A 20,091-nucleotide genomic window follows, 5' to 3' on the forward strand; every position below is an offset into this window, starting at 1 on the left:
CTCAGCGCGCTCACGCGGACTCAGTCCGACGATGCCTCCCGAGGATGGACATACGCGATCGTGAGCACGATCTCGACGGGCCCCAGCCCGTCCTCCGCCAGGACCTTCCCCAAGGCCCCGCGGACGTCCTGCAGCAGCTCGACGGCACTCGCCGAGTACTCGATGCCGAGCGATGCCTCGACCACGACGCCCTCGTCGGCGACGCGAACCGCCACGAGCGGCTCGTCGACCCGGCTGATGCCGATCGCGACCGCACCTTCTCCGACGAGATTCGACACCAGTGAGCCCGCCCGGTAGACGCTGCGCACACCCGGCGTGGCCAGCACGGCCGCCTCGATCCTCTCAGCGAGTCCCGTGGGATCGGTAACGCTCATGGTGTCTCCTCCGCCGCGCTGCTGATTCTCTGGATGTCCCGCACGGTGACGTCGATCGCGGTCACCGTGAGGGACGTCTGCCGCCGCAGACGCTCGGCGACCTCTTCGCGGAGCCGGTCCACCGCCTGCGGGATCGACTCGCCGTAGACGGCGTTGACCTCGATCGCGATGCGGATCGGCTCGCCCACGGCGGTGACGTCGCCGTCGAGTGTCGACCGCCCGACCAGAATGCCGGGCACAGCGTTCTCCGCCGAGCGGATGAGGCCCCGGACTGCCCCCTCGGTGATTCCGAAGTCGACCGCGGGGTCGGTCTCTGCGAACGGGATCCGACGCCCGGCGCGGGCGTCCAGGGCGATGCCCGAGAGGATGCGATCGACCCAGCTGTCATCGACCTCGGGCATGGCGGCGGCATCGGCGTCGATCAGCTGACCGCCGAGGCCGTGCAGCCGCTCGAGTGCGTCGAGAGCGAGCTGGCATCCCGGCGAGCCCTCGATCGACGGGTCGAGGGGAACCCTCCCTGCTTCGAGATAGTCGCTCAGCTCTTCGAGCGTGTGCCCGTCGAGATCGCCCGGTTCGAGACCGAGCTGACGGACGTCGGGGGTCGCCTGATCATCGCTCATCGCCAGGCCTCCATTCGCACGATCATGAATTTGCGGGCTCTGGCGAGAAGGCCACGCGCCGTCGACACCGATATGTCGAGCTCGGCGGCGATCTCGTCGTACGAGTACCCGCCCATCTCCCTGAGCACCCAGCACTCTCGCTGGGCGGCCGGCAGCTCCTGCAACGCCGCCCCCAGCGCCTCGATCCCCGCGCGGGCCTCGACGACGCGCGCCGGAGCACCCTGCGGCGGCGCGGCCTGCTCCACGTCGTCGACGTCGATCATCGGTCGCAGTGCGCGGATGCGATCCACCGCCTTGCGGCTCACGATGCGCATCAGCCAGCTCTTGACCTTCGCGGGGTCGTCCAGTTCGGAGAACCGCTGCCACGCGGTCACGAACGTCTCCTGGACGATGTCGTCGACATCGGCCGAGGCGTTCAGCATCCGCTGCGTGTACGCGCGCATCATCGGCGTGTACCTGCGCACCAGCACCGCGAATGCGGCGACGTCCCCATCCATCGCCCGACCGGCGACGATCCGGTCGTCCGCCTGCTCGAGTGCAGAGCGAAAGCGTTCCCCAGCCATGCGTCGACTCCCTTTTCCATTCCCCCGAATAGATTCGGAGCGGACCCGTGATCGGATCGGATCATCGACCCGATCACGAGGTCACGAGATGCTGATCCGATCACTCGTTCGCATCTCGATGGATCACAGGACACGCGTCTCCACGGCGTCGTCGGCGGCGGCGGCGACGTCGTCCGACGCGTCATCGGAGGGGATGTGGACGTCGTTGATGGTGACGTTGACCTCGACCGCCTGCTTGCCGACGAACTCGCTCATCGCGACGGAGATCGCCGCGCGGACATCGTCCGCGACCTTCTGCAACGATGCCGGGTACTCGGCGACGATCGTCACGTCGACCGCGACCTGCGTCTCGCCCACTTCGACGCTGACACCCTGGGTCAGGTCGGTGGAGTTGAGAACATCACGGATGGCTCCGACGGCGCGAGCGGCTCCGCCACCGAGCGCGTACACACCGGGAACCTCTCGCGCCGCGATGCCCGCGATCTTCGCGACCACGCCGTTCTCGATGATCGTCGCACCCGTCGAGGCGACGGTCGAACCTGCCGGGGCGACCTGGACCTTGGGCTGCTGTGCGTTCGAGACGTTCGCCATCATGTGCTCCTTCGTCAGTGTGTTCCGATCCCCTGCGGGGAGGGCCGCAGTGCAGCGACACCACTAAGACGGATGCTACGAACGATTCGTCACAAATTGGTCGTCATTCGTGACGGAGGCCGCTCCCCGACGGGGAGCGGCCTCCGCTGGGAGGGGACGTCAGCGAGCCGTGCGGGCGAATGCGACGGATGCCAGCGCCGCAGCCTGGTCGCCGAGCACCGCGTCGTCGAACAGCACCCTCGGCGAGTGGTTCCACTCGATCGTGCTCGGGTCCGCGTCGGGCGGCGAGGTCATCAGCGCGATGAACGTGCCGGGCACCTCGTCGAGGACGAAGGCGAAGTCCTCTGATCCCATCATCGGCGTCGGCATGATGACGACGCGCTGCTCGCCGAAGACACCCTGCAGCACGTCGACGGTCTCGGCCGTCTCTGCGGGGTCGTTCACGGTCACCGGATACATCGTGTCGAAGCGCACGTCGGCGGTGAGGCCGTGCGCGGCCGCCACCCCCTCGATCACCCGAGGCAGCCCCTCCTGGAGGGTCGCGAGCGACGCGGGCGACATGTTGCGGACGGTCGCAGCGAGCTCGACCTGCTCGGGGATGACGTTGACCGCTCCCTCGCCCGTCGAGAGCCGGGTCACCGACAGCACCACGGGATCGAAGGCATCGAATCGCCGTGTCACGAAGCTCTGGAGCGCCAGCACGATCTCGGCCGCGGCGGGCACCGGATCGAGCGTCTGATGAGGCTGCGAACCGTGCCCTCCCTGCCGTCGACCGTGACGAAGAGCTGGTTGGATCCGGCGGCCACCGCTCCGCTCCTCGTCGCGAAGAGGCCGCGCGGACCCGGTGCGACATGGATCGCGTACGCGGCGACCGGACGTTCACCGGCCGCGTCGAGCAGCCCCTCCTCGATCATGACCTTCGCGCCCCCGTGTCCCTCCTCCCCCGGCTGGAACATGAAGATCACCGAGCCGTGCAGCTCGTCGCGTCTCTCCGAGAGAAGCCTCGCCGCGCCCACGAGGCCCGCGGTGTGCAGGTCGTGCCCGCACGCGTGCATGGTGCCGTTGGTGGAGGCGAACTCCAGACCGGTCGTCTCCTCGATCGGCAGGGCGTCCATGTCACCGCGCAGCAGCACCGCGGGCCCCGGCCGCCCTCCGCGCAGAACCGCCACGACCGAGGTGGTGCGCGTGCCGGTGGTGATCTCGAGGGGCAGTCCTTCGAGCGCGTCGAGAACCTTCTGCTGCGTGCGCGGCAGGTCGAGTCCGAGCTCGGGGTCGGCGTGCAGAGCTCGTCGCAGGGCGACCAGGTCGGGCAGGATCGCGACGGCATCGGCCGCGAAATCGGGGGCGCTCAAGAGTGGGCCTTTCGTGCGGAGGAGTCGGTGAGGCGCGGCATCCGCATGAATGCGAGCGCGAGGGCGGAGATGATGAACGCGCCGGCGCAGACGCTCCAGATGGTGATGTAACCGCCGATCGACGAGCTGAGGGATCCGGATGCGGTGAAGCCCGCGAGCAGCACGGCGAACACCGCGCCGGCAGCCGACCCTCCGAGGGTGCGCAGCGAGTTGTAGACCCCGGCCGCGATCCCGGTCGAATCGCTCGGGGCCAGTTCGGCGACGAGCGCGGGGAGAGCTCCGAGGAGGAAGCCCATGCCGATCCCGTTGATCGCCGAGATCATGAAGATCTGCCACAGCTCCTCGTGGAACGCGATCTGGATGAGCGATCCCGATGCGGCCAGGACCGCACCGGTGACCAGGACCGCGCGGATGCCGATTCTGCGAGCGATCGGCGCGAAGGTGGCGGCGCCGACCGTCGCGAGGATCGTCACGACCGCCGTCACGGCCGACGCTGTGCCGGCCGTCGCCGCGAAGCCGTAGCCCGAGACGTCAGGGTCGGCGGTGAGGAACGTCGTCGACGGCGCCTGCGCGCCGAACATGACCATGCCGAACAGGAATGCGGTCAGGTAGACAGGTCCGAGCCGGGGCGAGACGATCAGCCGCACGTCGATGGCCGGAGATGCCACGCGCAGCTCCCACAGCACCCACAACGCGAAGATCACGACCGCCGCGACCAGGGTGACGATGGTCGACATCGATCCGAAGCCCTCGCTGGACGCGAGACGCAGGCCGAAGAGCAGCACGACCATCGCGAGACCGATGCCGATGAATCCGAGGACGTCGATCTTCGCACCGGTGCGCGACGTGGATTCGGGGACTTTGAAGAACACCGCGTAGACGCTGACCGCGACGAACACCACGGGCACGAGCAGGGTGAGGGTCAGCGAGGGCAGCACGGACGAGAACACGCCCGCCGAGATCGTGCCGAGAATCGCGCCACCCGTCAGGCAGGACACGAGCAGACCGATCGAGGTCCGCGCGGTTTCGCCCTTGATGCGGTTGTGCACGAGAGCGATCTCGAGCGGGAGCCAGACGGCGAGCGGCCCGACGAGGATCCGGGCGGCGAGCACCAGCGGATAGCTCGGCAGGAACGCGGTGACGAGGGTGCCGATCAGCACCGCGACCACGGCGATCCGCAGCATCCGGCGATGCCCGAAGATGTCTCCGAGCTTCGAGAGCAGCGGCACGCAGACTGCGGCCGCCAGAGTCTGGACCGTGAGGAACCAGGTGATGTCGGCGTCCGACACCTGGAGGTGTCCTGCGATCTCGCCGAGCAGAGGGGCGTAGAACCCCTGGACGAATCCGCTCGCGAGTTCGCAGAAGACGAGGAAGCCGACGACGGCGCGGGCGCTCACCTTCGGCAGGGATGCGGTCAGGGGTGGAGTGTCAGTGGTCAAGGGGAAGCCTGTTCATCAGCGTCTGCAATGCGACGCGGCGGGGTGCTGACGAGAGCGTCGATGATGTCGACGTAGTGGCGCTCATCGATGTGGATGCGCTTGACGGACTGCCGGTACAGGGTGAGCCCGGCGATCGTGTCGAGAAGGATGTCGTGGTGGACGTCCTCCGGGAGTTCGCCGCGGGAGATGGCGCGATCGATGATCTCGACACCCTGCCGACGGCGGTGCTGGAAGAAGGAGTCCCACAGGGTGGGAAAGACATCCGGCTCGAACATCGCGCGGAGTCCGTGACTCTGCTCCGGGGACAGCTCCTGGTTGCGCTGGTTCTGCAGCACGTGTTCGAGCAGATCAGCGCGGACGCTGCCCCGGTCGGGCATCGCCCCGATCTCGACCTGCGATCGGAGCACCGCGGCGACGAGCGCGCCCTTGTCCGCGTATCGGCGGTAGATCGCGGTCTTGCCGCAGCCCACGGCCTTGGCCACCTGCTCGACGCTCAGCGCCTGGTAGCCGCGCCGCCCGAGCATCTCGCCGGCGGTCGTGAGGATCCGTCGCGTGAGGTCCTCGTCAGTGGGGCGGCCGGGCTTCTCGGTCGAGTCGGATGTCATGGCCCAACGATACGATACGGAGTGTTTCGTAAATATTACGGATTCGACACGATCGGAGCACGGAGCTCACAGTGCACTCTTAGGTTCAGAGTGCAATATTGCACTTCATGAGCGAGAGTGCAGATTCATTGCGAGAGCAGCGCAAGAGGGAGACGTCCCGCGCACTCACCGACGAGGCTCGCCGACTGACGACCGAGCACGGTTTCGCCGGCTTCACCGTCGAGGAGCTCTGCTCTGCGGTCGGCGTCTCGCGGCGTACGTTCTTCAACTACTTCGAGAGCAAGGAGAACGCCGTCTTCGGGTTCGCCGCGATCGACTCGCGACAGGAAGCGCTCGAGGCCGCCTTCGTCGCGCAGGACGGCGAGCTGCTCGACGACTTCATCGGGTTGACGATCGCGCGATTCGAGCTCTTCAATCCCCTCGACGACGCACCGGCCCTGTTCGCGGTGATCGAGCAGGAGCCTCGACTGCTCAAGGCCGCATTCGAGCAGCTGGCGAAGAACGAGAGGCGCGACGGCGGGCTCGTCGTTCAGCGAAGCGGTGGAGGCGACGATGCCGCGCTGCGCGCCGAGGTCATGGTCCACACTGTCGGCGCCCTGGTGCGCCTGTGCATGGACCAGCTGCTGCACCACCACTCGACCGACTCCTTCAGCGACCTCGTCAGCCGACGCCTCGAGATCGCTCGCACCGTGTTCGCACCATCACAGAAAGCCCACTGAATGTCCGCCACCGCCACCAAGGATGCGCCCTTCCTGCTCACGAAGCGCCGCATCTGGATCATCTTCAGCGCCCTGATAGCGGGCATGCTGCTCTCGAGCCTCGACCAGACGATCGTTTCGACCGCCATGCCGACCATCGTCGGACAGCTCGGCGGCGTCGACCACCAGGTCTGGATCACCACGGCCTATCTGCTCGCGACCACCATCGTCATGCCCATCTACGGCAAGTTCGGTGACGTCCTGGGCAGACGCAACCTCTTCCTCGTCGCGATCGCGCTGTTCACGCTCGCGTCCGTCGGATGCGCCTTCGCCACCGACTTCTGGATGTTCGTGATCTTCCGCGCACTGCAGGGCCTCGGCGGCGGCGGTCTGATGATCCTGTCGCAGGCGATCATCGCCGACATCGTCCCCGCGAACGAGCGCGGCAAGTACATGGGTCCCCTGGGCGCCGTCTTCGGTCTGTCGGCCGTCGCCGGCCCCCTGCTCGGCGGGTTCTTCGTCGACCACCTCACCTGGCAGTGGGCGTTCTACATCAACATCCCGGTCGGAATCGCCGCCTTCATCATCGCCCTCGTCGCGTTGAAGCTGCCCAGCAAGAAGGCCCAGAAGCCGATCGACATCTTCGGCGTCATCTTCCTCTCGATAGCGACGACCTGTCTGATCTTCTTCACCGACTTCGGCGGCGACAAGGAGTTCGGCTGGGATTCGCTCGCCACATGGGCCTGGGGAGCCGGGCTCATCGTGGCCGCGACCGCATTCGTCATCACCGAGGCCAAGGTGCAGGACCCGATCATCCCGCTGAGCCTCTTCCGCAATCCGATCTTCGTCAACGCGACCGCGATCGGTCTCGTGCTCGGCATCGGGATGTTCGCGGCGATCGGGTTCGTCCCGACGTTCCTGCAGATGTCGTCGGGCACGTCGGCCGCCGCATCCGGTCTGCTGATGATCCCGATGATGGTGGGACTGATCGGAACGTCGATCTTCTCGGGCATCGCAATCTCGAAGACGGGGAAGTACAAGATCTACCCGATCGTCGGAACGATCCTGACGGGCATCGCGATGATCTCGATGACCACCCTCTCGGCCGAGACGCCGATCTGGCTGATCTGCGCCTTCCTCTTCGTGTTCGGCGCCGGTCTGGGCCTGATCATGCAGGTCGTCGTGCTGGTCGTGCAGAACGCCGTCCCCGCCGGCGAGATCGGCACAGCTACGAGCACGAACAACTACTTCCGCGAAGTGGGTGCATCACTCGGAACCGCCGTCTTCGGCACGATCTTCACCACCCGCCTGACCGAGAACCTGCTCGGCGTCTTCGCCGACGCCGGAGCATCACCGGATGCCGCCTCGCAGGCGGCGTCGACGATCGACCCCGCGACGTTGAACTCGCTGCCGGACGAGGTCAGGGACGGCATCGTCACGGCCTACGCGGATGCCCTCGCACCGGTCTTCTGGTACCTGGTGCCCTTCATCGCTCTCGCTCTGGTGCTCTCGCTGTTCCTCAAGCAGATCCCGCTGTCGGATCAGGCGGGGCTCGTCGCTCGGGGCGAGGCCATCAGCGGCGAGGAGGCGGAGCGTCTCGAGGCGGAGCAGCGCGGCGGCTCCGGTCGAAGTGAAGCCGCCCCCGGCGACGAGGACCGCATCGCAGCCGGTCGGCGCGACATCTCGCCCACCGGTCGCTGACTTTTCACGAAAGACGGGCCCGCTCCTCAGATGAGGAGCGGGCCCGTCTTTCGTGCGTGGTCAGGGAGGTCGCCGACCTCGAGCTCGTCCGGGTGATCCGCGTTGTCGCCGTCGGCCTTCTGGCTCTCACCCGGGGTGGCGGGGTCGACCTCGGGGTCCGGGTCGTTCGTCACGAAGTCGGCGTCCACGCCGGTCGCGTCGATCTCGGCGCCTTCGTCCGGTGCTGCCTGGGGGTCTGACATGAGTCGGCTCCTATCGTCCGGGTATTGGACGACCAGTGTGACCGCCGCAGGCCTCGCCACGGCATCCCCTTGACATCGCGCACGCCGAGCCGCATCCGATCCGGTGGGTACCGCGCGAACATCGTGCCCGGAGTGCATGTCGGTCGATCGTGAGCCCGGGTACGCAAAAACCCCGGGAATCCCGGGGTTTTCATCTGTAGCAGGAGCGGGGCTTGAACCCGCGACCTCACGATTATGAGTCGTGCGCTCTGACCAGCTGAGCTACCCTGCCACACCGCATCCGCATCGCAGATACGAACGCTGTGAGCCCCGAGTCAGGATTGAACTGACGACCCCTTCCTTACCATGGAAGTGCTCTGCCACTGAGCTATCGGGGCGTGCTGCCCCTCGCGGGGCAACCACACGAGAATACCATCACTGTGGCGTCCTCATGAAATCGAGGTGTCAGTACGAGGTCCGACCCGCGTTCTCGCGCAACCACGGCAGCGGATCGATCGTGCCGCCGTTGATGATGATCTCGAAGTGCAGGTGCGCTCCGTAGGAACGACCGGTGTTTCCGGTGTGGCCGACGACGTCGCCGACCTTCACGGTCTGCCCGGGCTTGACCTGCAGCGAGCCGTACTGCATGTGCGAGTAGTGGCTCGTGACGATCTGTCCGTCGATCACGTGGTCGATGTACACGGTGACGCCGTAGGCGCCGCCCTGCTCGGTGGCGATGCGCACCACGCCGTCGGCGATCGCCTGGATGGGCGCTCCCTCACCGGGGACGAAGTCGATTCCCTCGTGCAGACGACCCCAGCGCATGCCGTATCCCGAGCTCATACCCACGCCGACCTTGAACGGCCACTGGATGGCAGCCTCGGCGTCGTTGGTGAAGACCTCGTTCGAGTAGTTGATGCCCTCTTCCGATGCCACCTGGATGAGAGACACGCTCGAGAAGCTGTCGGAGCGCGCGAGCGGCTCGTTCTGCACGTCGGAAGACGTGACGAACGCCTGGATCTCGTCGTCGGATGCAGCCTTCGACGCCGTACCCGATGCAGCGACGAGGGACGTCGACGCGAGCGACGGCGTTCCCTGCACTGCGGCGACGGCTTCGGCAGGAAGGGTCATGCCGACGGCGAGGAGACCGGCGAGGCTCATCACGCCGACGGTCGCGCCGACGGCGAGGAACTTGCGTGCAGACGGGCGACGGCGCACGACATGCTCGACCGGAGTCTCGTCAGCCTCGGCGGCCTCCGTCGGGTCCTCGGCGGGCTCGGCCGCGGCCTCGGGTGCCACGCGACGGAATGCACGGGCAGCCGTCTCGAAGGCATCCTCGTCGCTCGAACGGTGGCTTGCGTCGTCGGCGCGTTCGGAGTCGGGCTGATCGTGCTCGGCTGCTGCGGGCATCGCAATCGGCTCGGCGACGATCGGCTCGATGACGATCGGCTCGGCGACGTCCGCGGGAGCCTCATCGGTCTCGCTCACGACGACGTCGGCGGAGTCGGATGCTGCTGACGCCGCCGCGACCGCGGCCGCGGCGATGAAGACCTCTGCGGTGTTCAGTCGCTGGCGGGCGGCACGGCGAGACAGGGGAGCCTCGGAGGGGACGGCCGTGGCTTCGGAGACGGGCGCGGCTTCGGAGACGGGCGCGGCTTCGGAGACGGCTTCCGTCACTCCTGCCGCGGAGGCCTCGAAGGCCGCAGTGCGGGGACGGCTGGAGCGGCGCGTGGGCGCAGAGGCAGCCTGGGGATTCTCGAAGGGCAAATCAGATTCTCTCGGGTTCAAACGTCAAGCTCGGGGGCGCTTACGACCTTCACCGATTCGGGCCGATGAAAGTAACGATCGGATAAACCCTAGCCTGATCCACCTGTGAATGCCATGAATCGTTCACGTTTCATCTCGAAGAATATCGAGGACTCGCTGATGGACCTCAGTGCCACCCGCGATGAGCATGGGTCTCGCGGAGGCACGGTCGATCAGTGAGACATCGCCCCCCGCCTCGGTGACCAGCAGCGCGCCTGCCGCGTGATCCCACGGCTTCAGGCCGCGCTCGAAGTAGCCGTCCAGCCGCCCGGAGGCCACGAAAGCGAGGTCGAGGGCGGCAGAGCCTGCGCGGCGGAGGTCTCTCGCGATCGGCATGATCCTGCGCACGGTCGCGAGGTCGCCGTCATGCGTCGCGGGGTCGTAGCCGAATCCGGTGGCGAGCAGCGCTCCCGCCGGCGTCTCGGTCGTGACCGACAGCCGCACGTCGCCCAGGAAGGCGCCATGACCTCGAGCGGCGGTGAACATCTCGGCGGTTGCGGGCGCGTAGACGGCAGCGGCGAGCGCCTCCCACTCCCCGCGACTGCGCTGCCCCTCACTGCCGCGATGCTCACGGCATAGGAGGGGATTCCGTAGGCGTAGTTCACCGTGCCGTCGATCGGATCGACGACCCAGGTGATGCCGGTCACGCCGGGTTCAGCCTCCGACTCTTCGCCCAGGAAGCCGTCGCCGGGTCGAGCGACCCTCAGCCGGTCGCGGACGAGCGCTTCGACTTCGCGATCGGCATCGGTGACGATGTCCGCCAGCGTCGACTTCGTGGCGGCGAGGTGCACGCCCTCGTCGCGACGGCGCCGCGCCAGGTCGCCCGCCTCGCGTGCGATCCGGCGGGCGAGGTCAGCCAGTTCGAGTTCGATGCTCACTGGGGAGGCAGCGGCGGAGCCGGCGGGTAGGCGTCGTGAGCAGTGGGAGCCGGCGGGTACGCGTCGTGAGCCGCGGGCGCGGGCGGAGCCGGAGGCGTCGCCGGGCCCTGCGAGTACGGCTCAGGCGCGGTCGGGAACGGCGCGACGGGGAACCCCTGCGGCGCGGGAGCGACAGGGAGCGCCTGCTGCGGCTGCGGCGACGGGTGGCCGGTGTAGTAGGCATTCCAGTCCGGCGAGCCGTCGGGCAGCACCGGCAGGGGCGTCACACCGTCTGCGTAGGTCGGCCATGCCGGAGCGGCTGCGACACTCTGCGCCGCGGCGGCGGCACGAGCGCCGGCCGGCTTGCGAGGAGCGAACAGGGCGTTGAGCAGCGGGATCAACGTGGTTCCGACCGCGGCCAGGATCGTGAGTGCGACGACGATTCGCCAGTACAGCTCGCCGTAGTCGAAGGTGTGCGGGAAGGTGAGGAAGAAGATCAGCATGGCCACGAGGCCGCCGAGGAACACGATCGTCGCGATGTAGATGATGCGGGTGAACGTCGTCACGTGACGCTGCGCGGCCGGAGTGAACAGCCTCACGTGCAGCAGGGCGAGCTGGAGGATTCCCACCACGAGCAGCAGCTGGAAGAAGCGCTCTGCACCGGTGAAGAACGCGTCGTCCTCGGGCAGCCAGATCTTGACCGCTCCGACCAGCAGAGCCACGATCCAGCTGACCATGCTCGACAGCGCGAGCCAGTCGGGACGGTTGGGGGCGAGTCCCGCCTCGAGGATCGCGATCCCTGCGAACGCGGCGAGCAGGAGGATCGTGAGGAATGCCCGCCCGATCAGCCCGTCCTGATCACCGATCAGAACCCAGACGACGCAGACGAGCGCCGCGGCGATGAGTGCACCGATGGCGATCCAGATCGCCCCTCTGATGAGAAGGGACATGTTCTTCTTCTCGACCAGCGCGGGGGGCTGCTGGGTGATCTCCGGCTGCGACATCGCGTTCCTCTCGTTGAGCGGCGTTGCGTTCATCCTTGCATGCGTCGGCGCGGAGGCAGGAGCCTCGACATGATCCGTGGATACATCGGGGCGAACCGGCTCCCGCGGGAATCAGCCCTTGCGTGCGGATGCCGCGGCGAACGCGGCGATCCGGGCCTGAGCGTCCGGGGTCGCCAGGGAGGCGCCGATCGAGCGCGCCTCCTCGCTCAGCTGTTCGGCGAACGTCCGCTCGGGCTGAGAGCGGACGAGGCGCTTCGCGTGACCGTACGCTTCAGCCGCACCGGCGAGCCAGAAGCGGGCGATCTCTTCCGCACGCGCCCTCACCCGGCCGGCTTCGTCCGCAGAGTCGGCCCCGTCGACGGCCTCTGCGACGAGGCCCCATTCCACGGCTTCCGCGGCCGTCAGGAGGCGGTCCTGCAGCACCAGCTGCAGCGCGCGGCGCTGTCCGACCGCTCGAGCGAGCTGAGCCGAGACCGACAGGTCGGGTGTCAGCCCGATGTTCGCATAGAGGCTGCCCAGCCGAGAGCGTGAGCCGACCACGGCGTAGTCGCTGCTGAGCAGGATGCCGAGCCCGCCGCCGGCGGTCGTCCCGTGGGCTGCGGCGACGACCGGCACCGCAGACTCGGTCAGCGACCGGATCCCGGCGTTGATGACTTCGGCCAGGGCCGTGGTCTCGTCACCCGATCCCATCGTCGTCGCCATCTCGATGACATCACCGCCGGCGCAGAACGCGGGGCCCGCCGCATCGATCAGGATCGCCTTCGCATCCGTGCGCGACGTCGCCTCGGCCGTCGCGTCGCGCCACGCGTGCGCCAGATCGGAGTTGAAGGCATTGAGCCGCGCCGGACGGTTCAGTGTGAGCCGGGCCAGCCCCTCATCGACGGTGAACAGGATGGCATCGTTCATGGCTTCTCCTTCGAGCGCAGACGTATGCGACCAGGCTAACCGTGATCAGGCCTGCTGCCTCACGCGGCCCACGAAGGCCTCCATTCGCCGCCTCGTGCCATCGAGACGGACGTCCACCTGTCCGGGGGCGAGGATCTCGTTCGGGGCGAGCGGGTGGGCGAGTCTCACGTTCTCGTGACAGGAGAGATCGGCGCACATGTAGGTGCCGACGGAGTCGCCCCGCTCACCGGCCTCACCTGCGAGCCGTGCTGAGAAGAGCGCCACCTGGTTTCCCGGCTGCATGGTGTGGCAGATGTTGCACATGCCCGAACGACCCCGGCCGGGGTCCGAGACTCGCAGCACGAACCCCGAGACCTCACCGTCGTGCTGAGTGAGCACGTAGCCGCGCCGACCCGCACTCGGGTCTCGCCACGCGAAGAAGTCCAGGTAGTCCCAGTCGATCAGGACGAAGTCGTGGGGCATCTCCATGACCCGCAGCTCGTCGGCATCCGCATTGACGAACGAGGCACGGACGTCTGCTTCGGTGAGCGCTCGCATCGCTCCAGTCTATGAACACCGGTGCGCATGGGGTCGCGGCCAGGCGTCCGAGATCGCGGCGAGGCGCGGCCAGGGTGAGTTCCAGGGCGAAATACCGCGTGTTCGATGCGCTCTCTCACGACCCCGACGCGCCCGCACCTATCGTGAACACAGGTCGACGAGAGCACGAACCCCCAGGTTCACCCCTCCCACGCTCCCGACTCTGAGGCGCACCACGCGTCACCCGAACTCGGGGTGCGCCTCGATCGACCGGTCAGTCGCTCAGTCCTCGAGCAGCCCCAGCTCTGCGGCGCGCAGAAGAGCCTGCTCCCTGTTCGACGCACCGAGCTTGCGATACGCGCTGCGACGTTGGACCTTCACCGTGTTCGGTGAGACGAAGAGTGCCGCGGCGAGCGCGTCGGTGGACGACGTCCTCCGCAGCTCTCGCATCACCGCGAGTTCTCTCGACGTGAGCCTGACCGGGGGCGGCAGCGCCGGGAACGGGCATCCGTCCGAGGCGCGCGCGAGATAGGAGTCGAGGAATTCCTGCTCGGTCGGCGCGCACAGTTCGCGCACCTCGCTCAGCACGTCACCGGCGAAGAGCGCGAGCGGAGCCTGAGAGCGCTGCTCTCGCATCACGGCGACGGCGCGAGACATCGCGCGGGCAGATGCCTCACGCCTGCCCAACCGTGCTGCCGCGGCTGAGGACGTGATGGCTGCGAGGCAGAGCCGGTCGAGGTCCGGGTCGCGTTCGGCCTGGGCGACCTCGGCCGCGGCGTAGGAACGCGCGTCGTCACCGGTGAGGAGCGCGACGAACGCCTCGACGGCGAGCCGAGCCGGATCATCGCCCGGGAGCCCGGCCGCAGTCCGTCGGGCCGCCGTCTGGTCGCCGAGCGCCAGCGACGCCATCGCCTGCGCGACAGTCAGCCGGGACGATCCGTAGTCGGAGACCGCCGAGTTCACGCCCCGTCCGAGCGAATGGGCGATGGCCAACGATGCCTCGGCCGCGTGCCCCTCACGCACCTCGATCTCGCTCTGAGCGCAGACGAGGTAGGGCCAGAGCTCCGTCGTTCCCAGGTGGTGTGCGATCGAATCCGTACGGCGTCTGGCCTCGTCGAGATCGAGCGCCGCGATGGCGATGACGGCGTGGGCGATCTGCTCCAGTATCCCGAACTGCTCCGATCGCCAGGCGGGCGGCGGATCGGCGCCGTCGATCTCGTCGAGGACCCGCCGCGCATCGGACAGCCGTCCCCGCAGGGCGTATACGCCGGCGAGAGTCGCAGCGCAGTGATACCAGCCGCCGTCGTCATCGGGCATCCGCAGACCGACACCGTCTTCGAGGATCATGACGGTATGCGCGACCTGAATCGTCATGCCGAGCTCCAGGACCTCGATGGCATCCGAGATCCGACCCAGCTGAAAGAAGCTGAGCCCGCAGTTGCTGAGCAGCAGCGCCGCGAATCCGGTGCACTCCGCACGCTGCTCGGCATCCATCGTGTGGAAGACCTGAACAACCAGATCGGCGGACATCCCGGATCGCCGGAACTGCCCGGCGAACCGCTCGGCCAGCGCCTTCGCGCTGAGCATCCAGAACCGCTCGACGGGGTCGTCGTCGACGCCCCGGCGGCCGAGTGACAGCGCGGCGCCCTGAAAATAGGCGAACGCACGCAGCCGTTGACCGAGACGCAGCAGGACCAAAGCCAGCAGCATGCCGAGCAGCGGATGACGCGCGAGCACGAGAGGATTCTCGCGACGCAGCAGCGTCTCGACTTCGCGCGGACTCGACCGGGAGAGGATGAACCACGACTTGCGCCCGAGGCGCACCGCGAGGACGTAGTCCCTCGCTCTCATCGCGTTGGTCAGCGCCTCGAGATGGCGGCCGTGCTCGGAGGCCCACAGCGCGACTGTTCGGCGGATCGGTGCCACGGCGTCGAGTGGCCGCTGATCGAGTCTGCGCGCGAGCGCTTCGCGCAGCAGCGGGGTGTAGACGAACGCGAGACCGTCATCCGCCGGTTCCCACATGCCCAGCCCGTAGAGCTCGGCCCGATCCAGGTGCTCGTCCCCGCCATCCGGCCATCCGAGACGCCGGACGATCTCGCGCGTCACTCTCCCCGGCACCGAAGTTCGAAGCAGGAACTCCTGGAAGTCGGCCGGAGCATCCGGACCGATCAGGCTGGCCATCAGAGCATCAGCGAGCCCTTGCACCTCGACTGCGGCGATCTCGACCGGTTCCCGATGGGTCGCGAGAGCAAGCCCCAACGCTCGGGCTGCGAGGGGCAGTGCGCTCTCCTCACCGAGCGGATGCGGGGGAGCGCCTGACCGGATACGCGTTCCACCACCGCCCGAGCTTCGTCACACGTGAAGAAGAGATGCGCGGGTCCGACGACGCACACGTCCGCGGATGCGAGCATCTGCAGCGTCCGCGTCACCGTCGAGCGGCGCGTCGCCACGACGATCCGCAGCAGCGGGGCCGCGTCGAGAAGATCGAGAGCCCGCCCGAGAAGCGACCGCTCATCGGCCCGCTCCGCATTGTCGATCAGTAGGACGCACGGGCGACTCAGGTCGCCGAGCAGACGCGCGAGCTCGCCGCCCGGATCCCGGACGCTGTCGAACCCACGCAGCGCCGAGCGAGCGGTGCTCCGATCAGCGATCAAGTCCTGGACGATGACCTTGGTCAGGATCTCGCGAAGCATGAGGTGCTCGTTCGTGACGCTCTCGTCGAACCCGAGTCGCACCGCAGCAGCCGCTCGCTCTTCCTGCACCGTCGCCCACTGGCTCAGCAGAACCGACTTCCCACCTCCGGCGGGGCCGCTGATGACCGTCAGAGCATGCCCTCGATCGAAGATCTCCGTCAGCCGCGGACGATCGAGCATGTGCAGGGGAAGACGCGCGCCGCGCGCACGTCCGCCTGTCCCCTGCTCCATCGCCGGCCTCCCCCGAGAACGCGAAACTCTCCGCGATCCGATCGTAGGTCTGCGAACGATTCCGGAATACTGCGAAAGCCGACGTATACCGAGATATCGGCTGAGTATGCCGCTCTTCGGCTATTCGGCAGCGCGCTGCATCGCCTCGTCGGCCTCCATGACGATGCTCCGCATCGCTGACGCGGCGGCATCGGCATCTCCGCCCGCAACCGCAAACGCGACATCCCGATGCCACTGCACAGCGCTCTGATTGGCCACGTGCGGCATGAGGTCATGCGCCGTGCGCCCCCTGAGCACCGCCTCGACCATGCCGCCCAGAGCGGCGAGCATCCGATTGCCGGACGAATCCAGCAGAAGACGGTGAAGCCTGATGTCCGCGCTGAGGTAGCGCTCTCGGTCGGCCTCGTGGTCCTCCTCGCTCATCGCGACGACGAGTGAGACGAGCTCGACCTTCTGTTCCGACGTCGCGTTCACCGCAGCGAGTCGTGCAGCGAGCGGTTCGATCACGGAACGGAGCTGGCTGAGCTCCCGAAGCTGCTCATCGCGACCGGGGCCCGCGAGTCGCCACGCGATCACCTCGGGCGCGTAGACGTTCCAATCGGCGCGCGGCCGCACCTCGACACCCGATTTCCGCCGCACCCAGACAAGACCGAAGGACTCGAGGACCCGCACCGCCTCACGGGCGGCGGAGCGGGACACTCCCCGCTCCTGAGCGAGCTCCACCGTCAGCATCCGCGACCCCGGGGGTGCTCGCCGTCGACGATCGCGCGACCGAGCTCGGCGACGAGCGAGTCGTGGACAGGGCTTGCAGGGCCGGCGACGGTCATATGTCGAGTATGCCCGCCACGGGGTCGTTGACGTGGGACGTCTCAGGCGATTGTTTCGGTTATGTTGCGCATGACGTGGTATGCGTGCTTATTATGTACGGCATAAGGTCGTAAACCACGCCCGGATCAAGGAAGCTCATGGCACTCTTCACCCCCGCCGCCGACGCGCTCATGACGGCAGTCGCCGACACGGCAGCCCCTGACCGCCCCGCCGGTCAGCTGATCACCGCCGCAGTGCTCGGGATCGCGATCATCATCGTCCTCATCACGTGGGTGAAGCTGCATCCCTTCCTGTCGCTCACCATCGGCGCGCTCGCCACCGGCGCGATCGCCGGCATGGACATCGCGGCATCGGTCACCAGCTTCTCGACCGGATTCGGCACCACGATGGGCGGGGTGGGAATCCTGATCGCCCTCGGTGCCATCTACGGAAAGCTCCTCGCCGACTCGGGTGGTGCCGACCGCATCGTCGATACGCTCGTCAGCCGTGCCAGCGCACGGTCGCTGCCGTGGGTCATGGGACTCATCGGTGCGGTCATCGGTCTCCCGATGTTCTTCGAGGTCGGCCTCGTGCTCCTCGTGCCGGTCATCATCCTCGTCGCACGGCGCTCCGGGGCGCCACTCATGCGCATCGCGATCCCGACGCTCGCCGGCCTCTCGGCCATGCACGGCCTCGTGCCGCCGCACCCGGGCCCGCTCGCCGCGATCGACGCGCTCGGAGCCAACCTCGGCCTCACCCTCGCCTTCGGTGTGATCGTCGCGATCCCCGCCGTGATCATCTCTGGGCCGCTGTTCGCCCGCTTCGCCGAGCGCTGGGTCGACGTCCCGGTCCCCGAGCTGTTCGTGACGGACGAGGACGAGGGCATCGAGCAGCGTCGCCGCCCGTCGTTCGGCGCGACGCTCTTCAGCATCCTGCTCCCCGTGTTCCTCATGCTCGCCAAGGCTGTCGCCGACATCTCGGCCGCAGGCTCCGACGCCCCGTGGAAGGTCGCGCTCGACTTCCTCGGCACGCCGGTCATAGCCCTGCTCATCGCCGTGCTCGCCGGATTCTTCATCCTCGGCCGCGGCGCCGGATTCGACCGCACGAAGATCAACGACATCGTCGGCTCGTCGCTCGGCCCGATCGCAGGCATCCTGCTGATCGTCGGCGCGGGTGGCGGATTCAAGCAGGTGCTGGTCGACACCGGCATCGGCAACGTGATCGCCCAGTTCGTCTCCGGGTCGTCCGTCTCCGTGCTGATCCTCGCGTGGCTGGTCGCCGTGGTCATCCGCATCGCCACGGGATCCGCGACCGTCGCGACGATCACCGCCGCCGGCATCCTGCAGCCGCTCACCGAGACCCTCGACTCCCCCATGGTCGCGCTGCTGGTGCTCGCGATCGGCTCGGGCTCGGTGTTCCTGTCGCATGTCAATGATGCGGGTTTCTGGCTCATCAAGGAGTACTTCGGCCTCAGCATCCCGCAGACTCTGAAGTCATGGACAGTACTCGAATGCCTCATCTCCGTCACCGGTCTCGCCGGCGTCCTCGTCCTGAGCATGTTCGTCTGAGCGCGCCATGATGTCCGTCAACGCACCCGTCCTCGTCTTCATGGGCGTCGCCAGCACCGGAAAGTCGACCGTGGCAGCGATGCTCGCCGGCCGTCTCGGCTGGGCGTTCGAAGAGGGCGACGACCTGCATCCCGAGGCGAACGTCGCCAAGATGGCTGCCGGCCACGCTCTGAACGACGAGGACCGCTGGCCCTGGCTCGACCGCATCGCCGAGTGGATCGATGAGCGCATCGACGCCGGCGAGCCCGGCATCGTGACCTGCTCCGCCCTGCGACGCAGCTACCGCGACGTGCTTCGCCGGGATGCGGTCACGTTCGTGCACTTCGCCGGCGAGCGCGAGCTGATCCTCGAGCGGATGCTGCGCCGCCAGGGGCACTTCATGCCCGCCACACTGCTCGACTCGCAGTTCGCGACGCTCGAGCCCCTGGAGGCGGACGAGCGGGCCATCGAGATCGACATCGCTCTGACGCCGGCTGAGCAGGCCGCTCAGATCGCGTCACGGCTGCGGTTGCACCCGGACTACTGAGACGATGCCTCGGCCCGCGACACTCTGAGTCATGAAGAACTCGATGCGGCGCGCTGTGCGGATCCTGGTCGCGGCGACGACGCTCAGCGTCGGGCTGACTGGCTGCTCGCCCTCCTCCGGCGGAACTCAGCCTGCGAACGATGCGTCGACTGCGGAGACGACCCTTGGCGCCGGTTCGGTCAGCGACGCCCCTCGTGCGAGCCCTCTCAGCTGCGATGGCGTGGCTGTGATGTTGACGGTCGATCCGCTGTCAGCCACCGCCGGGCAGACGGTCTCCGTGTCAGTGCATCCCCCCGAGTGCCTCGACGAGCTCTGGGCGGGCGAGGTGATCATCCGCTCCCCGAGGGCGATCTGCGCACCGGTTCACGTCTCGAGGTCGGAGCGACCTCGGTGTCGGTCGAGGTGCCGCCCGATCTCACGGGGACGCCGATGCTGATGCTCGTACCCGATCTCGATTGCGAGCGATCAGGTGCGACCGGCGACTGCCACTATCCATACGCGGAGATCGAGATCCGCGCCGCTACTCCGTGAGCAGACCCAGCCCTGCGATCCCCTCGACGACCAGGTCGTGGTCGTCCGACGACGGAAGTCCCGACACCGTCGCGACCGCGACGACACCCACACCGTCGACGCGGATCGGCACCGACCCACCCGCGACCGCGTAGACGACCGGATCGAGCCATCCCGGCTCGTACATATCCCGGCCGCCATTCTCGATGCGCGCTTCGAGCAGGGCCGTGCTGGTCTCGAACCTGAGAGCGGTCGCCGCCTTCTTCGCCGCCCATGCGTCGTTGTCGGCCGTCGCGCCCGGCAGAGATGCGTGGAAGAGGACCCCTGACGGGGTGCGCACGTCCACCGCGACCGGGTGACCCTCGGCCAATGCCCGTTCTGCGATCGAGCGACCCAGCTCCCATGCGTCCCTGCGGTCGAAGCGGCGCAGGACGAGTTCGACGTGCTCCTTCTCGAGCTGCGCGATCCGTGTCTGGTCACTCATGTCCGGTACCTCTCGTGTG

The 20,091-nt window shown here is 67.8% G+C and carries 21 protein-coding genes, 2 tRNA genes and 1 pseudogene; 4 read left to right on the forward strand and 20 right to left on the reverse strand.

Annotation, left to right across the window (positions count from 1 at the left end; all coding sequences use genetic code 11):
- Window positions 1-20: 20 nt before the first annotated feature.
- From ACZZ93_RS06945 to ACZZ93_RS06980, 8 genes are all read right to left on the reverse strand, one after another.
- A complete protein-coding gene (locus ACZZ93_RS06945) occupies window positions 21-374 on the reverse strand; it encodes a hypothetical protein (RefSeq protein WP_187250043.1) in 354 nt (117 codons plus the stop codon).
- Window positions 371-994 carry an Asp23/Gls24 family envelope stress response protein gene (locus ACZZ93_RS06950; protein ID WP_053098932.1) on the reverse strand — a complete coding sequence of 208 codons (624 nt, stop codon included), beginning with the start codon at window positions 992-994 and terminating at the stop codon, window positions 371-373. Before ACZZ93_RS06950 ends, ACZZ93_RS06945 begins: the two co-directional genes overlap by 4 nt.
- Complete coding sequence (locus ACZZ93_RS06955; protein WP_056277222.1) at window positions 991-1,557, reverse strand: RNA polymerase sigma factor; 567 nt, start codon at window positions 1,555-1,557, stop codon at window positions 991-993. The genes ACZZ93_RS06950 and ACZZ93_RS06955 overlap by 4 nt, the downstream gene beginning before the upstream one ends.
- Before the next feature lie 123 nt (window positions 1,558-1,680).
- Window positions 1,681-2,148: an Asp23/Gls24 family envelope stress response protein gene (locus ACZZ93_RS06960; RefSeq protein ID WP_463510741.1), complete on the reverse strand. Its 468-nt coding sequence runs from the start codon at window positions 2,146-2,148 to the stop codon at window positions 1,681-1,683.
- A gap of 159 nt (window positions 2,149-2,307) precedes the next feature.
- Window positions 2,308-2,871, reverse strand: a complete 564-nt coding sequence (locus ACZZ93_RS06965; RefSeq protein WP_463510742.1) for a M20/M25/M40 family metallo-hydrolase — start codon at window positions 2,869-2,871, stop codon at window positions 2,308-2,310.
- Window positions 2,826-3,500, reverse strand: coding sequence for a M20 metallopeptidase family protein (locus tag ACZZ93_RS06970; RefSeq protein WP_463510743.1), 675 nt, complete (start codon window positions 3,498-3,500; stop codon window positions 2,826-2,828). The genes ACZZ93_RS06965 and ACZZ93_RS06970 overlap by 46 nt, the downstream gene beginning before the upstream one ends.
- Window positions 3,497-4,939: an MFS transporter gene (locus ACZZ93_RS06975; RefSeq protein WP_372984332.1), complete on the reverse strand. Its 1,443-nt coding sequence runs from the start codon at window positions 4,937-4,939 to the stop codon at window positions 3,497-3,499. Before ACZZ93_RS06975 ends, ACZZ93_RS06970 begins: the two co-directional genes overlap by 4 nt.
- Window positions 4,936-5,544, reverse strand: a complete 609-nt coding sequence (locus tag ACZZ93_RS06980) for a TetR/AcrR family transcriptional regulator (protein WP_372984331.1) — start codon at window positions 5,542-5,544, stop codon at window positions 4,936-4,938. Before ACZZ93_RS06980 ends, ACZZ93_RS06975 begins: the two co-directional genes overlap by 4 nt.
- A 107-nt stretch (window positions 5,545-5,651) precedes the next feature.
- Here ACZZ93_RS06980 and ACZZ93_RS06985 point away from each other — a divergent pair, with 107 nt between their 5' ends.
- Together ACZZ93_RS06985 and ACZZ93_RS06990 are read left to right on the forward strand one after the other, a co-directional pair.
- Window positions 5,652-6,263 carry a TetR/AcrR family transcriptional regulator gene (locus ACZZ93_RS06985; protein ID WP_463510744.1) on the forward strand — a complete coding sequence of 204 codons (612 nt, stop codon included), beginning with the start codon at window positions 5,652-5,654 and terminating at the stop codon, window positions 6,261-6,263.
- Window positions 6,264-7,943: an MDR family MFS transporter gene (locus tag ACZZ93_RS06990; RefSeq protein WP_463510745.1), complete on the forward strand. Its 1,680-nt coding sequence runs from the start codon at window positions 6,264-6,266 to the stop codon at window positions 7,941-7,943.
- Between the two features lie 26 nt (window positions 7,944-7,969).
- On the opposite strand, the gene ACZZ93_RS06995 is transcribed toward ACZZ93_RS06990, so the two are convergent.
- The 11 genes and pseudogenes from ACZZ93_RS06995 to ACZZ93_RS07045 form a co-directional block, all read right to left on the reverse strand.
- Window positions 7,970-8,185 carry a hypothetical protein gene (locus tag ACZZ93_RS06995; RefSeq protein WP_463510746.1) on the reverse strand — a complete coding sequence of 72 codons (216 nt, stop codon included), beginning with the start codon at window positions 8,183-8,185 and terminating at the stop codon, window positions 7,970-7,972.
- A 197-nt stretch (window positions 8,186-8,382) separates the two neighbouring features.
- Window positions 8,383-8,456, reverse strand: a tRNA-Met gene (locus ACZZ93_RS07000).
- Between the two features lie 34 nt (window positions 8,457-8,490).
- Window positions 8,491-8,562 (reverse strand) — tRNA-Thr (locus ACZZ93_RS07005).
- 67 nt (window positions 8,563-8,629) lie between these two features.
- Window positions 8,630-9,931, reverse strand: a complete 1,302-nt coding sequence (locus ACZZ93_RS07010) for a M23 family metallopeptidase (RefSeq protein ID WP_463510747.1) — start codon at window positions 9,929-9,931, stop codon at window positions 8,630-8,632.
- Between the two features lie 123 nt (window positions 9,932-10,054).
- A pseudogene (locus tag ACZZ93_RS07015) lies at window positions 10,055-10,848 on the reverse strand (inositol monophosphatase family protein).
- Complete coding sequence (locus ACZZ93_RS07020; protein ID WP_157538099.1) at window positions 10,845-11,864, reverse strand: hypothetical protein; 1,020 nt, start codon at window positions 11,862-11,864, stop codon at window positions 10,845-10,847. The pseudogene ACZZ93_RS07015 and the gene ACZZ93_RS07020 overlap by 4 nt, the downstream one beginning before the upstream one ends.
- Before the next feature lie 78 nt (window positions 11,865-11,942).
- Entirely contained in the window at window positions 11,943-12,737 is a 795-nt protein-coding gene (locus tag ACZZ93_RS07025) for an enoyl-CoA hydratase/isomerase family protein (RefSeq protein ID WP_463510748.1), read from the reverse strand.
- Between the two features lie 45 nt (window positions 12,738-12,782).
- Window positions 12,783-13,274: an FBP domain-containing protein gene (locus ACZZ93_RS07030; RefSeq protein ID WP_053098921.1), complete on the reverse strand. Its 492-nt coding sequence runs from the start codon at window positions 13,272-13,274 to the stop codon at window positions 12,783-12,785.
- A gap of 261 nt (window positions 13,275-13,535) precedes the next feature.
- Window positions 13,536-15,434: a helix-turn-helix transcriptional regulator gene (locus ACZZ93_RS07035; protein WP_463510749.1), complete on the reverse strand. Its 1,899-nt coding sequence runs from the start codon at window positions 15,432-15,434 to the stop codon at window positions 13,536-13,538.
- Window positions 15,434-16,177: an ATP-binding protein gene (locus tag ACZZ93_RS07040; protein ID WP_463510750.1), complete on the reverse strand. Its 744-nt coding sequence runs from the start codon at window positions 16,175-16,177 to the stop codon at window positions 15,434-15,436. The genes ACZZ93_RS07035 and ACZZ93_RS07040 overlap by 1 nt, the downstream gene beginning before the upstream one ends.
- 120 nt (window positions 16,178-16,297) lie before the next feature.
- Entirely contained in the window at window positions 16,298-16,876 is a 579-nt protein-coding gene (locus tag ACZZ93_RS07045; RefSeq protein ID WP_463510751.1) for a FadR/GntR family transcriptional regulator, read from the reverse strand.
- 266 nt (window positions 16,877-17,142) lie between these two features.
- Between ACZZ93_RS07045 and ACZZ93_RS07050 the strand changes: the two genes are divergently transcribed.
- Together ACZZ93_RS07050 and ACZZ93_RS07055 are read left to right on the forward strand one after the other, a co-directional pair.
- Window positions 17,143-18,552, forward strand: coding sequence for a GntP family permease (locus ACZZ93_RS07050; protein WP_372984322.1), 1,410 nt, complete (start codon window positions 17,143-17,145; stop codon window positions 18,550-18,552).
- A 10-nt stretch (window positions 18,553-18,562) separates the two neighbouring features.
- A complete protein-coding gene (locus ACZZ93_RS07055; RefSeq protein WP_372984381.1) occupies window positions 18,563-19,078 on the forward strand; it encodes a gluconokinase in 516 nt (171 codons plus the stop codon).
- Between the two features lie 520 nt (window positions 19,079-19,598).
- On the opposite strand, the gene ACZZ93_RS07060 is transcribed toward ACZZ93_RS07055, so the two are convergent.
- Window positions 19,599-20,072 carry a heme-binding protein gene (locus tag ACZZ93_RS07060; protein WP_053098916.1) on the reverse strand — a complete coding sequence of 158 codons (474 nt, stop codon included), beginning with the start codon at window positions 20,070-20,072 and terminating at the stop codon, window positions 19,599-19,601.
- Window positions 20,073-20,091 lie beyond the last annotated feature (19 nt).

It is taken from the genome of Microbacterium sp. AC026 (assembly GCF_979258475.1).